Genomic DNA, 14,342 nt, shown 5'->3' with positions numbered 1-14,342 from the left:
GCGAATGCTCCGCGCACCCGCCACCCTTGGAGCTCGCGATGAAGGCCTCATTCCTGCTGGCCGCCGTCCTGCTGGCCGGCCTGCCCCTGGCTGCCAACGCCACCACCCCGCAGCAGCAACGCATGGCCGAATGCTCGGCCAAGAACAAGGGCTTGAAGGGGGATGCCTACAAGACCGCGCAGAGCTCCTGCCTCAGTGGCCAGGCCGCCGAAACCAAGCCGGTCAATACGCAGCAGGAACGCATGCGCAAGTGCAACGCTGACGCGGGCGCGAAGAAACTGGCAGGCGATGCGCGCAAGACCTTCATGAGCAGCTGCCTGAAGGCGTCGTAACGACGAGTGATGCAGAGCCGAGCCCACGCTCGGCTCTGCCATTACCCCAGGGCGCGCGCCTTCAGCTCGCCCTGTTCGTGCAGGGTCACGAAACGTCCCTTGTCATCACGGCCCAGCTGCGCCAGCGCCACCTGCGGGTCGTGGGTGAAGAACAGCCGCACGTTGCGCGCCAGCTTGTCCTCAAGGAACTGCCGTTTCTCGTCGATCAGCAATTCGGCATTGCGGTCATAGCCCATGGTGATCGGCACGTGTACCCATGAACGACCTGGGATGAGGTCGGCACAGAACACCACGCCACCGTGCGCATCTTCCCCGGCATGCGCGTGGCCAACGATCTCGGCCAGCATCAGCCCCGGCGTATGCCCATCGCTGTAGCTGAAGCGCACGCTGCGGCCGAGCGCCTTCGAGTACTCGCCATCCACCACTTCCAGGCGGCCACTGGCCTGCAGCAGGCCGGGCAGCTCAGGAATGAAACTGGCCCGATCGCGCGGGTGTGGCTGCACGGCGCGCTGCCAATGCTGCGCACCAACCACATAGGTTGCGTTGGGGAACAGCAGCTCGGGCTCACGCCCTTCGCTCCATGCGGCAAGCAGGCCACCGGCATGATCGAAGTGCAGGTGGCTGAGCACCACCACGTCGATGTCCTCGTGCTCGAAACCCGCTTCGCGCAGTGAATCGATCAGCACGTGCTGGCTTTCCTGCACGCCGTAGCGCTCTCGCATGCGCGGGTCGAAGAACGCACCGATACCGGTTTCAAACAGTACCGTCTTGCCTTCCAGCGGACTGGCAAGCAGCGCACGGCAGGCCAGCTCGATGCGATTGAGCTCGTCCGGAGCCGCCCATTTTTCCCACAACGCACGCGGCGCGTTGCCGAACATCGCGCCGCCGTCCAGGCGCTGCGAGTTTCCACGAATAGACCAGAGTTTCATGCGTCGATTATCGGCGCCGGACCGTTAAATAATCGCTAGAAAGGAAACAGGAAACCCCGCCGGTTGGCGGGGTCCTGGTGATCTGCAGATTGCCGGGCAGTGGCCGGCACCACCACATCAGTAGGCCGGCACGACCTGGGCACTGCCCACCGGATTGCGCGGGTCGCTGCCACCGAAGAGCTTGTTCGCCTTGCGGTCCCATTCCACGGTCTGCAGGTTGCCCCACACGTGGCTGGAACCGCGTCCGCCGGCGGCGACATTGCCCGGCAGGTCGATCCTGTGGCCCATCGCCTGCAGCTGCTTCACCGTCGCCGCGTCGAACGCATCATCCTCGGCTTCGATCAGGTCCGGCAGCCACTGGTGGTGGTAGCGCGGCAGCGCGGCAACCTGCTGCGCGTCCAGGCCAGCGTCGTAGCCGAGGATGCCCAGCAGCACCATGGTGATGATGCGGCTGCCACCCGGGGTGCCCAGCACGATCACCTTGTCGCTGTTTTCCATGAAGGTCGGCGTCATCGAGCTGAGCATGCGCTTGCCCGGCTTCGGCGCATTGGCCTCGTAGCCCATCACGCCGAAGGCATTGGGCGTACCCGGCTTCAGCGCGAAATCGTCCATCTCGTTGTTCAGCAGCACACCGGTGCCCTTGGGAATGAGCCCCGAGCCGTACAGCAGGTTGACGGTCTGGGTGGCGCCGACGCGGTTGCCGTCGCGGTCGATGATCGAGAAGTGCGTGGTCTCGTCGTCTTCCAGCGGCGTCGGGTTGCCCGACAGCAGGTCGCTGGGCGTGGCCTTTTCCGGATGGATGGTCGCCCGCAGGCCCTGTGCGTAGTCCTTGCTGGTCAGCACCTTCTGCGGGATCTGCACGAAGTCCGGATCGCCGAGGAAGAACGTACGGTCGCGGTAGGCACGGCGCATCGACTCCACCACCAGGTGGGTACGGTGCGCCGGATCCATCTTCCTGATGTCCCAGCCTTCCAGGATCTGCAGCATGCTGGCCAGCGCGATGCCACCGGACGACGGCGGCGGCGCGGTGGTGATCTTCCAGCCGTTGTAGTTGAACACGATCGGCTCGCGCTGCTTCACGCGATAGCCGGCCAGCTCTTCGGCGGTCCACTTGCCGCCGGCCTGCTTGACGCCCGCCAGCAACAGCTTTCCGGTCTGGCCCTTGTAGAAGCCGTCGAAACCTCCAGCGGCCAGGCGCTCCAGCGTCTGCGCCAGCTCCGGCTGCTTGAACAGGTCACCGCTGGCGATCGGCTTGCCGTTGCGCAGATAGACTTCACGCGTGCCGGGATAGCGCTCCATCACTTCACGGCGCGACGCGTAGCCCTTGGCCATGCGGTCGTACACCGGGAAGCCTTCGCGTGCGATGCGGATCGCCGGCTGCAGCGAGGCCGACAACGGCAGCTTGCCGTGCCGGGCCGACAGTTCGACCAGCGCTGCGGGCAGGCCGGGAATACCCGCCGACCACGCACCGTTGACCGAGCGGTCGCGGTCCAGGTTGCCCTGCTTGTCGAGGAAGGCCTGCGGCGTGGCCGCCGCCGGTGCGGTCTCGCGTGCATCCAGCATCACGTCCTTGCCGGTGGCCGCGTCGTGCAGAAGGAAGAAGCCGCCGCCGCCGAGTCCGGAACTGATCGGCTCGACCACCGCCAGCGTGGACGAGACCGCCACCGCAGCGTCGAAGGCGTTGCCGCCCTGCGCCAGGATATCGATACCGGCCTGGGTGGCCAGCGCGTGGCCGCTGGCAATGGCTGCGCCGTCGGGGCGCTCGGCACGAGCCGGGCTGTCGGCCCAGGCCATCGGGCTCAGCAGCAGGCCGAGCAGCAACAGGGGGCGGACGATCAGCGTCTTCATTCGGATGGGGGCTCCGCATAGAGTTCGGGGTGATCGTGCTGCAGCTGGCGCAGCTTGGCCAGCAGCTGGTCTTCCGTTTCCACGATCTCCGGATCCGGGTCGATGCACTCGACCGGGCAGACGACCACGCACTGTGGCTCGTCGAAATGACCCACGCATTCGGTGCAGCGCGCAGGGTCGATCACGTAGATGGTTTCACCCATCGCAATGGCCTGGTTCGGGCAGGCCGGCTCGCAGACGTCGCAGTTGACGCAGAGCTCGTTGATTTTCAGCGACATGGCGATACTCCTCGCCCGCGCCTTGGGACAAAGGACCGGCCAGCGCGGGCGCGCGGGCCGGTCAGGTCATCAGCGGCGCCCTGGCAGGACGCCGCCCGGGCCATGCCGGAGCATGGCCGCCATGGCTCGGTATTACTTGGCTTCGACGAAAATGTACTCGGCACCGGTCGGCTGGATCGCAGCCTGCACGCGGGCGTTGTCGGCCGACTGGCCGATGAAGACGACGCGCACGCCCTTCATCGAATCCGGCGACACGTCCTTGAACACGGCCTGGATCATGTCAGCCATCTTGCCCGAGGCCGACGAACCGAAGGCCAGCATGTTGCCCGGCTGCACGCCACGGGCCACGGCCTGGGTCGCGCTCTCGGTCTGGCGCTCGTACTTGGCCTGGAAGTCCGGGTCCGATTCCGGGGAGAGGTAGTACAGGAACGGGCTGTTGGTGATGTTGCCCATGTTCTGGATCGCCACTTCCTGCAGGTACTTCTTCCAGCCGGCATCGTCGTCCTTGGCCGGAGCGACCAGGGCCTGCTTGGCCTCGTCGACCGGAGCGGCCTCTTCCTTCTTGCAGGCGGTGAAGGCCAGGGCCAACGAAGCGATCAGCATCGCGCGCATGGTGGTGTTCATGGATTTCCTCCCGGAATGGTGCGTGGTGTTGTACGTAATGGGGTGCAGGTACGGCGGGCTTACGACTGTGCCGCCTTCGCTTCGCGGACCTTGCGCAGGGCTTCGAGCACCGCGGCCGGCACGAAACCGGACACGTCGCCGCCCAGGCGCGCGATCTCGCGGACCAGCGAGGACGAAATGAAGCTGTGCTGCTCGGCCGGGGTCAGGAACAGGGTCTCGACCTCGGGGATCAGGTGGCGGTTCATGCTGGCCATCTGGAACTCGTACTCGAAGTCGGACACCGCGCGCAGGCCGCGCAGCAGCACCCCGCCCTGGACCGAACGTACGAAATGGGCCAGCAGGGTATCGAAGCCGATGACTTCGACATTGCCATGGTGGGCCAGGGCGCCACGCGCCAGCTGCACGCGCTGTTCCAGCGGCAGCGCCGGGCCCTTCGACGGGCTCTGCGCCACGCCGACCACGACCTTTTCGAACAGCGGCGCGGCCCGGCTCACAAGGTCGATGTGACCGTTGGTGATCGGGTCGAACGTGCCGGGATAGACGGCGATGCGGCGGTTGGCCACGGTCATGGGCGGTAGCAGATGTTCAGATGAGGTCAAAGTGTAGCAGTGGCACGGCGGTACAGGGCAAAGCGCACCTCACGGGTGCCGCCCTCGCGGTGCAGCAGCCAGCCCTGCGGCAGCACCGGCACGTGGCCGGCCGGCGATTCCAGGTACAGCCAGGCGTCGGCGGCCAGGTGCCGCGGCAGCTGGGCCAGCACGTCCTGCCACAGGCCATCGGCGAATGGCGGGTCGATGAACACCAGATCGGCCTGCTGCGCGGGCGCACCCTGCAGCCAGCGCAGGGCATCGGCCTGCACGACGCTGATCTGGTCGCTGGCCTGCAGCTTGGCCACGGCGGCGGCCAGGTTGCGTCCCAGCTGCGCATCGCGCTCGACCAGGGTGGCGTGGGTGGCACCGCGCGAGACCGCTTCCAGGCCCAATGCGCCGCTGCCGGCGAACAGGTCCAGCACACAGGCCCCGCCGAGCTTGGGCATCAGCCAGTTGAACAGGGTTTCGCGCACACGATCGCTGCTGGGCCGCAGTCCCGGCAGGGTCGGCACCGGCAGGCGGGTATTGCGCCAGCGACCGCCGATGATGCGGACCTGGCCGTCATTGCCCCCGCGGCCGCTCACCGGCGCCCCCGGCGGGGTTCATTCGAGAAATTCAGCATGAGCGGGATTGTAGTTCGGCCGGGCGGCGCCCGGGGACGCGCCAACGCATGCGCGCTGTCGCTCCCACGCTTTGCTGCGCGAAACGCGGGCCCCACTTACCAGCTTCCACACCCCGGCCGCTTCGCGGCCGCCCCCTGACTCAGGGGGCTCCACCCCAGACGCGATCCGATGCTCGACATACAGGCCAGTTTTATTTCGATATCTGACAGATGTGTCGACCAAGGTCGACACCTACCAACAGCCGAGTGAACCCGTCCAAGTCTCGGGGGTCACTTCAGGGACGGGTTCATGGCGTGTCCTGCCAACCCACACCGCCCCGCCATCCCACGGAACGCCCGCTGTTGCTGTTGCTTCGGCCTCTGCAGGTGCAGGGCTGCAAGCCCTGCCCGACCAACCCCTTGATTTCGGGACAATCATCCCTACCCCTTGGCGAGGCCGCACGCGCTGGCGCGGCATTGCACATGGAGCCCTATCGATGACCGAGACCACCCAGACCGAAACCCTTGGCTTCCAGACCGAAGTCAAGCAGCTGCTGCAGTTGATGATCCACTCGCTGTACTCCAACAAGGAAATCTTCCTGCGCGAGCTGGTCTCCAACGCTGCCGACGCCGCCGACAAGCTACGCTTCGAGGCCCTGACCCAGCCGGCGCTGCTGGAAGGCGACAGCGAGCTGCGCGTGCGCGTCAGCTTCGACGACGCCGCCCACACCATCACCATCGAAGACAACGGCATTGGCATGAGCCGCGCCGAAGCCATCGCCCACCTCGGCACCATCGCCAAGTCCGGCACCGGCGACTTCCTGCGGCAGCTGTCCGGCGACCAGAAGAAGGATTCGCAGCTGATCGGCCAGTTCGGCGTCGGCTTCTACAGCGCTTTCATCGTCGCCGACGAAGTGGAAGTGACCTCGCGCCGCGCCGGCCTGGCTGCAGCCGAAGGCGTGCGCTGGAGCTCGCGTGGCGAAGGCGATTTCGAAGTGGCCACCGTCGACAAGGCCGAGCGCGGTACCCGCATCGTGCTGCACCTGAAGGACGGCGAGCACGACTTCGCCGATGGCTGGCGCCTGCGCAGCATCCTCAAGAAGTACTCGGACCATATCGGTCTGCCGATCCAGATGCCGAAGGAAGGTGGCGAAGAAGGCGCCGCCGTCGAGTGGGAGACCGTCAACCGCGCCAGCGCGCTGTGGACCCGCCCGCGCACCGAGATCAGCGACGCCGAGTACACCGAGTTCTACAAGCACGTAGCGCACGACCATAGCGACCCGCTGGCGTGGAGCCACAACAAGGTCGAGGGCAAGCTGGAGTACATCTCACTGCTGTACGTGCCCGGCCGCGCGCCGTTCGACCTGTACCACCGCGATGCGCCCAAGGGCCTGAAACTGTACGTGCAGCGCGTGTTCGTGATGGACCAGGCCGAGCAGTTCCTGCCGCTGTACCTGCGCTTTATCAAGGGCGTGGTCGATTCCAACGACCTGTCGCTGAACGTGTCGCGCGAGATCCTGCAGTCCGGCCCGGTCATCGATTCGATGAAATCGGCGCTGACCAAGCGTTCGCTGGACATGCTGGAGAAGCTGGCCACCGACAAGCCCGAGCAATACGCCACGTTCTGGAAGGAGTTCGGCCAGGTGCTGAAGGAGGGCCCGGCCGAGGACTACAACAACCGCGAGAAGGTGGCCGGCCTGCTGCGCTTCGCCTCCACCCGCGGCGACGGCGATGCGCAGAGCGTGTCGCTGGCCGATTACATCGGCCGCATGACCGAAGGCCAGGACAAGATCTACTACCTCACCGGCGAGAGCTACAGCCAGGTACGCAACAGCCCGCACCTGGAAGTGTTCCGCAAGAAGGGTGTGGAAGTGCTGCTGCTGACCGACCGCATCGACGAGTGGCTGATGGGCTACCTGACCGATTTCGACGGCAAGGGCTTCGTCGACATCGCCCGTGGCGATCTCGACCTGGGCGCACTGGAAACCGATGCGGACAAGCAGGCACAGGAAGCGGCAGCAAAGGACAAGCAGGGCCTGGTCGAGCGGCTCAAGACGGTCCTGGGTGACGAAGTGGCCGAGGTGCGCGTGTCGCACCGCCTGACCGATTCGCCGGCGGTGCTGGCCATCGGCGAGCAGGACCTGGGCCTGCAGATGCGCCAGATCCTGGAAGCCAGCGGGCAGAAGGTGCCGGACAGCAAGCCGGTGCTGGAGATCAACCCGGGCCATCCGCTGATCGCCAAGCTCGACGCCGAAGCCGATGGCGCGCGCTTCGACGACCTCGGCCGGGTGCTGTTCGACCAGGCCGCGCTGGCCGCCGGTGACAGCCTGAAGGACCCGGGTGCCTATGTGGCGCGCCTGAACAAGCTGCTGCTGGAGTTGTCGGCCTGATCGACAGATCGGGTGCCGGGCAGCGTCCCGATGGAGGCCAACCCTGGTTCACGCGCTTTTGTAGAGTCGAGCCATGCTCGACTGCTCCATGAGTGCCAACCAAGGTTGGCACCTGCCAGGGCGGGGCTTGGATGCCGACCAAGGTTGGCACCTGCCAGGGGCAGCGGTTGGCACCTGCCAAGGCGGTGTTGCTCAGGCCTCCCGATCCAGCAGCGAACCCAGCAACGGGTCCTGGCGGCGGATCACCGAGGCATTGGCGGCGAAGGCCACCACCTCGGCTTTCGCCGCCAGCAGATCTCCCAGCGGTGCACCGACATCGGCGCCGGCGGCAGTCACCGAGGCCTGCACCCCACCCTGTCCAGTGGCACCGCGCTGCAACTGCAGGCGCTGCGCATCCGGGGTCGCCAGATTGGCCACGTTGTGCGCGGCCACCTGCACGCCCTGCTGGGCCGCACGCATGCCGCCTAGGGCGATTCCCATCACGTTGTTCATGGCGGTCTCCGGGCCGCTCCGCGCAACCCTCCGGACCGGTTAACGGCCAGCCGGCCGCGACCTTGAGTCCACATCGGCCCGACAGGCCCGAGTGGTAGCATATCCCTCTGATTTCAGCGCCTTTTGCCAATGCTCAGTTTTTTCCGCCGCAAGAAGCCCCAGGATGCCCCCACCACGGAGGCGCCCAAGACCCAGCACTACTCGGCTGAAGAGCTGGCGGCGGCGTTCCCGTCGGCCGCCCCGGCCGAAGACGCACCCACCGCCGCGGTGGTCGAAGCCAAGGCACCGGAACCGGCCACCGTCGCCGTACAGGCCCCCGTCGCCGAAGTGCCTGCCGTGCCAGCTGCGCAGCCGGCCACCGCGTCCGAGGACGTCCAGGCTGAAACGCTCGCCGCGGCCGCTGTGCTGGCTCCTCTGGCTCCGGTCATTCCGGTCGAGGAACCAACCGCCCCGGCCACCGACCTGCCGGCGCTGGTGGATGCCCCGCCGGCGCCCGCCGGCAAGCCCGGCTGGCGCGAACGCCTGCGCAACAGCGTCATCGCGCGCAGCTTCGGCGGCCTGTTCTCGCGCAACCCCAAGCTCGACGACGATCTGCTGGACGAACTGGAAACCGCCCTGATCACCGCCGACGTCGGCGTGGGCGCCACCACCGATCTGGTCGAGGGCCTGCGCAAGCGCATGAAGTCGCGCGAGTTCGCCGACGCCAATGCGCTGCTGGCCGCGCTGCGCGCCGAGCTGATCGCGATCCTGCAGCCGGTGGCCAAGCCGCTGGTGATCGACCGCAACGCCAAGCCCTTCGTGGTGCTCACCGTCGGCGTCAACGGCGTCGGCAAGACCACCACCATCGGCAAACTGGCCAAGCGCTTCAAGGATGACGGCCACAGCCTGATGCTGGCTGCCGGCGATACCTTCCGCGCCGCGGCCGTGGCCCAGCTGCAGGCCTGGGGCGAGCGCAACGGCGTGGCCGTGGTCGCGCAGGGGCAGAACGCCGATGCCGCTTCGGTGGCATTCGACGCGCTGCAGGCCGGCAAGGCCCGCGGCACCTCGGTGCTGATCGCCGATACCGCCGGCCGCCTGCACACCCAGTCAGGCCTGATGAACGAGCTGGGCAAGATCCGCCGCGTGCTCGGCAAGATCGACCCCACCGCCCCGCACGAAGTGCTGATGGTGATCGACGGCACCACCGGCCAGAACGCGCTGTCGCAGCTGCGCCAGTTCAATGCCGCAGTGAACGTGACCGGCCTGGTGGTGACCAAGCTGGACGGCACCGCCAAGGGCGGCGTGGTGTTCGCACTGGCCCGCGAGTTCGGCATTCCGATCCGCTTCGCCGGCATTGGCGAGCGCCCGGAAGACCTGCGCGTGTTCGACCCGGAAGCCTTCGTCGACGCCCTGCTGCCCGAAGCATTGGGCGCCTGATAGATCGCGCAGCCACCGCAATCTGGTGCAGCCACCCATGGGTGGCTCCACCAGGGCGAAGCAGAGCCACCCCATGGGTGGCTGCCTCCTTCCGGAACACTCATGCCCCGCCAGCCGCACGCCAGCGCCGACACTGCCCAGGAAGACGACTTCGTCGCCCGCCTGCTGCACTGGTTCGACGACCACGGTCGCCATGACCTGCCCTGGCAGCACCCGCGCAGCCCCTATCGGGTCTGGCTGTCGGAAATCATGCTGCAGCAGACCCAGGTGGCTACGGTCATCCCGTACTTCCAGCGGTTCCTGCAGCACTTCCCGACCCTGCCCGACCTCGCTGCCGCCAGCAATGACGCAGTGATGGCGCAGTGGGCCGGGCTCGGCTACTACGCCCGTGCACGCAACCTGCATGCCGCGGCAAAGCGCTGCGTGGAACTGCACGACGGCGACCTGCCGCGTGACTTCGATGCATTGCATGCCCTGCCCGGCATCGGCCGCAGCACCGCCGGTGCGATCCTCAGCCAGGCCTGGAACGAGCGGTTCGCGATTCTCGACGGCAACGTCAAGCGCGTGCTCAGCCGCTACCACGGCATCGACGGCTTTCCCGGCCTGCCGGCCATCGAGAAACAACTGTGGGCGATTGCCGAGGCGCACGTCGCGCAGGTGCCGGCCGGGCGCATGGCCGATTACACCCAGGCGCAGATGGACCTGGGCGCGACGGTATGCAGCCGGGCCAAGCCGGCCTGCGTGATCTGCCCGCTGCAGGACGCATGCGTGGCGCGGCGCGAAGGCCGCACCGCTGAACTGCCCACGCCCAAGCCCAGCAAGACCCTGCCCGAACGCGAAGCAGTTGCACTGCTGCTGCGCGACGCCCAGCAGCGCGTGCTGCTGCAGAAGCGGCCGGACACCGGCATCTGGGCGCAGCTGTGGACGCTGCCGCAGGCCGAGGCCGGCAGCGACCTGCAGGACTGGTTCGACGCACATGTCGACGGCTCGCTGGAAGATGCGGAGGAACTGCCGGTGCTGCAGCACACCTTCAGCCACTACAGGCTGCACCTGCAGGTATTGTCACGGAAGGTGCGCGGCCTGCGCGTGGAAGAACCCACGCTGCGCTGGGTCGCCAACGACGAGCTACCCGCATTGGGCCTGCCGGCACCGATCCGCAAACTGCTCGACGGCGCCACGATCAAGACGCCGAAACGAAATTCCAGCAAACCCCGCAACCACGAGTGAGTGCCATGCCCCGAACCGTCTTCTGCCAGTACGAACAACGCGATGCCGAGGGCCTGGACTTCGTGCCCTACCCCGGCGAGCTGGGCCAGCGCATCTTCAACAACATCGGCAAGCAGGCCTGGGCCGCGTGGCTGGCCCACCAGACCATGCTGATCAACGAGAACCGGCTGTCGCCGCGCACGCCGGAACATCGTGCGTTCCTTGAAGGCGAACTGGTCAAGTTCCTGTTCGAGAAGGACGCGGAAAAGCCGGCCGGCTTCACCCCGGAAGCCTGACAGGCAGGTCGTGCAGGCCGCTGGCCGGCAATCTGGCATCTGCGCGATGCCGGCCAGCGGCCGGCACTACCGCGCTATTTCGCGTTTTCCTCGCGCTCCTGCACCTGCGCCTGGCGCAGCTCCTGCTCGGACGCACGCAGGGCCTTCACGTCCAGCTTGCGGATGCTGTTGATGAAGCACGGCAGGCGCGGGCCGCCGGTGGGGTCGCGCACCAGCACCTTGTCGAAGCGCGACGACACGCGGCCCATGCTGCTGGTCAGGCCGATGGCGGTCGCATATGGCAGGTCCTGGCAGGGACCATTCAACTCCAGCAGATAGGCTTCGCTGGGACGGGTCCACACCGCCAGCGCACTGTCGCCCAGCTCGGTCCAGCCATTGAGGCTGCCAAAGAACTGCATGTCATTCTGCGGCGCGCCGGCGTGGGCACGGTACAGATCCAGTTTCTCGGTACTGCTGAGCCGGCCGGTGGTCGCACAGGCGGCCAGTGCCAGGCAGAGTCCGGCCATCAGGATCGGGGTCTTCATGGCGATCTCCTCGGGGAACTGTCGCCATCATGCGCCTGGGCTGGCAACGCCGGCGCGACGGCTCGCGCCCCATTCAGCCGCCGGTCGGCGGCTGCTGGCCGGACCACGGTAGACGCCAACCTTGGTTGGCGCCTGCCCTGCTGGAGCAGCCACCCAAGGGCGGCCTCTACCAAAGCGGTCCCAGCGCTCAGACGTCGGCGTGGGCCAATGCGTGCAGGCGCCCTTCGCGCAGCTCCAGCACCCGGTCCAGGCGCCGTGCTAGGCTGCGGTCGTGGGTCACCAGCACCAGGCTGGTATGACGCGCGCGGTTGAGCTCCAGCATCAGCTCGAACACGGTGCCGGCGGTGCGGTCATCCAGGTTACCGGTCGGCTCGTCGCCGAGTACGCAGGCCGGATGATTGACCAGCGCGCGCGCCACTGCAGCACGTTGGCGTTCGCCGCCGGACAGCTCGCCCGGCTTGTGGTCCAGGCGATGGCCGAGGCCGACCGCTTCCAGCAGCGTGGTGGCCCGGCTGCTCGCCTCGGCCACGGCGGTGCCGGCCAGCAGCACCGGCATCATCACGTTTTCCAGCGCGGTGAATTCCGGCAGCAGGTGATGGAACTGGTAGACGAAGCCCAGCGCCTGGTTGCGCAGCAGGCCGCGCGCGGTATCCGACAGCGCCGACATGCGCTGGCCGGTCACATACACTTCGCCGGCAGTCGGAATGTCCAGGCCGCCCAGCAGATGCAGCAGCGTGCTCTTGCCGGCGCCGGAGGCACCGATGATCGCCACCGTCTCGCCAGCAGTCACGGTCAGGTCCAGCCCATCGAACACCGGGGTCTGCATGCGCCCTTCGGCATAGGTCTTGCCCAGCGCTTCGGCGCGGATCACTTCATCGCCGCGGTTGACGACCTTATTCATAACGCAGGGCCTCCGCCGGCTGGGTGCGTGCTGCCCGCCAGGCGGGATACAGGGTGGCCAGGAAGCTCATCAGCAGCGCGACCACGGTGATCGCCACCACGTCGCCGGTCTGCATGTCGGTCGGCAGGCCGGTGATGTAGTACACATCCTCCGGCAGCAGCTTGACGTTGAACACGCTCTCGATGGCGCCGAGGATGCGTTCCAGGTTGAGGGTCAGGGTGATGCCGCCGATCAGGCCGGCCAGCGTGCCGAAGATGCCGATCAACGAGCCCTGCACCATGAACACCTGCATCACCCCGCCCGGGGTCAGGCCCAGGGTGCGCAGGATGGCAATGTCGGCCTGCTTGTCGGTCACCAGCATCACCTGCGAGGACACCAGGTTGAAGGCCCCCATGGCGATGATCAGCGACAGCAGGATGCCCATCACCACCTTCTCCATGCGCAGCGAGTGGTAGAGGTTGGCGTTCTGCTGTGTCCAGTCACTCACGCGGTAGGCACCGCCGAGGCTCTGCGCCAGGTCCACGCCCACTTCCAGCGAGCGGTCCATGTCGTGCAGCTTCAGCCGCACGCCGGTGGCGCCGTCACTGCGCAGAACACGCTCCAGGTCCTGCATGTTGGCGAAGCCGACGCCGCGATCGACCTCGTTGTAGCCGGCCTCGAAGATGCCGCTGACGGTGAAGCGCTTCATCCGTGGCACCGCACCAGCCGGCGTGCCCTGCACTTCGGCAAAGGTCACCAGCACCTGGTCGCCAACGTCCACGCCCAGCCAGATCGCCAGCTCCTTGCCCAGCAGCAGGTTGAAGCTGCCCGGCTTGAGGCTGTCATAGCTGCCCTTGGTGACCTTCCTGTCGATCACCGAGACGTTCGGCTCCAGCGCCGGATCGATGCCCTGGATGATCGCGCCCTGCACGCGCGGGCCGCTGATCATCGACTGGATCTCGATGTACGGCGCGGCACCCGCCACGCGCGGATCCTTGCGGGCGACATCAACCACCCGCATCCAGTCCGGCATCGGCTCGCCGTCGCGGCTGATGGTGGTATGGGCGGTCATCTGCAGCAGGCGGCTGCGGATTTCCTTCTGGAAACCGCTCATCACCGCCAGGGTGGTGATCAGCACCGTAACGCCGAGCGCGATGCCCAGGATCGATGCCATCGAGATGAAGGAGATGAAGCCGTTGCGGCGCTTGGCGCGCAGGTAGCGCAGGCCGATGGCCACGGGAATGGGTTTGAACATGCAGGCACGCCGGTCAATTCAGCTTATGGTGCCATTGACCGGGGCCGACGGGAAACGCTGCGTGTGGCCACGGCCAGTCGCAGTTCACGTCGCTGCCCTGAATCGAGCACATCCGGCCAGAACAGCAGGCGCCGGCGGCGCCGATCCTCACGCCACAGCAACAACAACCATGGGCCACGCACCACCAGCCGTGGCGTATCGACGTCCCGTCCGGCCACCTGCAATGCCTCGGGAAGCGGAGGCAGAAGCACCTGCACGCGCGGCCTGCGCTGGCGCCAGGCCAGTTCGGCCAAGCCGACGCCCCAGGCCAGCAGCAGCGCGGGCATCAGCAACCGCGCAGGCAGATCCGAGGCGCGCAACAACCAGGGCGCGGCCAGCAGCACCGCCAACTGGGCGGCGGCCTGCAGCCGCGAGGGGCGCCACTCAAGGCTTGAGGGCGAGGATCTTCTGCATGAGGGGGATCGCGTGCGCATGCGGGCAGGCCTCATAGCCCATGAACCAGCGCCACAACTTATCGTCCTCGCAGTCGAGCAGGAACAGGAAAACCTCGCGCTCTCCGGTCGGTGCAGTGCTCCACTCACGGTCCAGGTAGCGGCCGAACAGCTGGTCCAGTTCGCGCATGCCGCGGCGGCAGCGCCAGCGCAGCTTCTTCAGCAGGACATCGTCTTCCATCGTGCTTCT

General features: G+C 67.1%; 17 protein-coding genes. 5 read left to right on the top strand and 12 right to left on the bottom strand.

Annotated elements, in window-relative coordinates:
• The first annotated feature begins 38 nt into the window (after positions 1 to 38).
• Positions 39 to 332: a PsiF family protein gene (locus ACM0PY_RS05825; protein ID WP_049413317.1), complete on the top strand. Its 294-nt coding sequence runs from the start codon at positions 39 to 41 to the stop codon at positions 330 to 332.
• Positions 333 to 373: 41 nt separating this feature from the next.
• On the opposite strand, the gene ACM0PY_RS05820 is transcribed toward ACM0PY_RS05825, so the two are convergent.
• The 6 genes from ACM0PY_RS05820 to rsmD all read right to left on the bottom strand — a co-directional run bounded on the left by ACM0PY_RS05820 (position 374) and on the right by rsmD (position 5,185).
• A complete protein-coding gene (locus ACM0PY_RS05820) occupies positions 374 to 1,261 on the bottom strand; it encodes an MBL fold metallo-hydrolase (protein ID WP_072168323.1) in 888 nt (295 codons plus the stop codon).
• A 117-nt stretch (positions 1,262 to 1,378) separates the two neighbouring features.
• Positions 1,379 to 3,109: a gamma-glutamyltransferase gene (gene ggt, locus ACM0PY_RS05815; protein ID WP_134972425.1), complete on the bottom strand. Its 1,731-nt coding sequence runs from the start codon at positions 3,107 to 3,109 to the stop codon at positions 1,379 to 1,381.
• A complete protein-coding gene (locus ACM0PY_RS05810) occupies positions 3,106 to 3,387 on the bottom strand; it encodes a YfhL family 4Fe-4S dicluster ferredoxin (protein WP_004153175.1) in 282 nt (93 codons plus the stop codon). The genes ggt and ACM0PY_RS05810 overlap by 4 nt, the downstream gene beginning before the upstream one ends.
• Positions 3,388 to 3,519: 132 nt before the next feature.
• Complete coding sequence (locus ACM0PY_RS05805) at positions 3,520 to 4,011, bottom strand: hypothetical protein (protein ID WP_005409092.1); 492 nt, start codon at positions 4,009 to 4,011, stop codon at positions 3,520 to 3,522.
• A gap of 59 nt (positions 4,012 to 4,070) precedes the next feature.
• Positions 4,071 to 4,580 (bottom strand): pantetheine-phosphate adenylyltransferase, encoded by a 510-nt coding sequence (coaD, locus tag ACM0PY_RS05800; protein WP_005416145.1) that lies wholly within the window; start codon positions 4,578 to 4,580, stop codon positions 4,071 to 4,073.
• A gap of 26 nt (positions 4,581 to 4,606) precedes the next feature.
• The gene (gene rsmD, locus ACM0PY_RS05795; RefSeq protein WP_111201959.1) at positions 4,607 to 5,185 is read right to left on the bottom strand and encodes a 16S rRNA (guanine(966)-N(2))-methyltransferase RsmD; all 579 of its coding nucleotides are present in this window, start codon (positions 5,183 to 5,185) and stop codon (positions 4,607 to 4,609) included.
• A gap of 514 nt (positions 5,186 to 5,699) precedes the next feature.
• Between rsmD and htpG the strand changes: the two genes are divergently transcribed.
• Positions 5,700 to 7,592 carry a molecular chaperone HtpG gene (gene htpG, locus ACM0PY_RS05790; protein ID WP_180884515.1) on the top strand — a complete coding sequence of 631 codons (1,893 nt, stop codon included), beginning with the start codon at positions 5,700 to 5,702 and terminating at the stop codon, positions 7,590 to 7,592.
• 192 nt (positions 7,593 to 7,784) lie between these two features.
• Here the strand turns inward: htpG and ACM0PY_RS05785 are convergent, their stop codons facing one another.
• Positions 7,785 to 8,084 (bottom strand): hypothetical protein, encoded by a 300-nt coding sequence (locus ACM0PY_RS05785; protein WP_065185205.1) that lies wholly within the window; start codon positions 8,082 to 8,084, stop codon positions 7,785 to 7,787.
• Positions 8,085 to 8,213: 129 nt separating this feature from the next.
• Between ACM0PY_RS05785 and ftsY the strand changes: the two genes are divergently transcribed.
• The 3 genes from ftsY to ACM0PY_RS05770 all read left to right on the top strand — a co-directional run bounded on the left by ftsY (position 8,214) and on the right by ACM0PY_RS05770 (position 11,002).
• Entirely contained in the window at positions 8,214 to 9,500 is a 1,287-nt protein-coding gene (ftsY, locus tag ACM0PY_RS05780) for a signal recognition particle-docking protein FtsY (RefSeq protein WP_180884517.1), read from the top strand.
• A 102-nt stretch (positions 9,501 to 9,602) separates the two neighbouring features.
• On the top strand, positions 9,603 to 10,727 hold the full coding sequence (gene mutY, locus ACM0PY_RS05775) for an A/G-specific adenine glycosylase (protein ID WP_134972143.1): 1,125 nt from the start codon (positions 9,603 to 9,605) through the stop codon (positions 10,725 to 10,727).
• Between the two features lie 5 nt (positions 10,728 to 10,732).
• Complete coding sequence (locus ACM0PY_RS05770; RefSeq protein WP_014036808.1) at positions 10,733 to 11,002, top strand: oxidative damage protection protein; 270 nt, start codon at positions 10,733 to 10,735, stop codon at positions 11,000 to 11,002.
• Positions 11,003 to 11,076: 74 nt separating this feature from the next.
• On the opposite strand, the gene ACM0PY_RS05765 is transcribed toward ACM0PY_RS05770, so the two are convergent.
• The 5 genes from ACM0PY_RS05765 to ACM0PY_RS05745 all read right to left on the bottom strand — a co-directional run bounded on the left by ACM0PY_RS05765 (position 11,077) and on the right by ACM0PY_RS05745 (position 14,333).
• The gene (locus tag ACM0PY_RS05765; protein ID WP_065195830.1) at positions 11,077 to 11,526 is read right to left on the bottom strand and encodes a DUF6491 family protein; all 450 of its coding nucleotides are present in this window, start codon (positions 11,524 to 11,526) and stop codon (positions 11,077 to 11,079) included.
• Between the two features lie 187 nt (positions 11,527 to 11,713).
• Positions 11,714 to 12,427: a lipoprotein-releasing ABC transporter ATP-binding protein LolD gene (lolD, locus tag ACM0PY_RS05760; protein ID WP_032954095.1), complete on the bottom strand. Its 714-nt coding sequence runs from the start codon at positions 12,425 to 12,427 to the stop codon at positions 11,714 to 11,716.
• Positions 12,420 to 13,661, bottom strand: coding sequence for a lipoprotein-releasing ABC transporter permease subunit (locus ACM0PY_RS05755; RefSeq protein ID WP_005416136.1), 1,242 nt, complete (start codon positions 13,659 to 13,661; stop codon positions 12,420 to 12,422). Before ACM0PY_RS05755 ends, lolD begins: the two co-directional genes overlap by 8 nt.
• 23 nt (positions 13,662 to 13,684) lie before the next feature.
• Positions 13,685 to 14,134, bottom strand: a complete 450-nt coding sequence (locus ACM0PY_RS05750) for a hypothetical protein (RefSeq protein ID WP_072168330.1) — start codon at positions 14,132 to 14,134, stop codon at positions 13,685 to 13,687.
• The gene (locus tag ACM0PY_RS05745) at positions 14,085 to 14,333 is read right to left on the bottom strand and encodes an FAD assembly factor SdhE (protein WP_049413478.1); all 249 of its coding nucleotides are present in this window, start codon (positions 14,331 to 14,333) and stop codon (positions 14,085 to 14,087) included. The genes ACM0PY_RS05750 and ACM0PY_RS05745 overlap by 50 nt, the downstream gene beginning before the upstream one ends.
• Positions 14,334 to 14,342 lie beyond the last annotated feature (9 nt).

This window comes from Stenotrophomonas sp. BR163, from assembly GCF_047520985.2.
GTDB classification, from domain to species: domain Bacteria; phylum Pseudomonadota; class Gammaproteobacteria; order Xanthomonadales; family Xanthomonadaceae; genus Stenotrophomonas; species Stenotrophomonas sepilia.
Note: the sequence above shows the minus strand (reverse complement) of the source record. Positions and strands in the feature narration are given on the sequence as shown.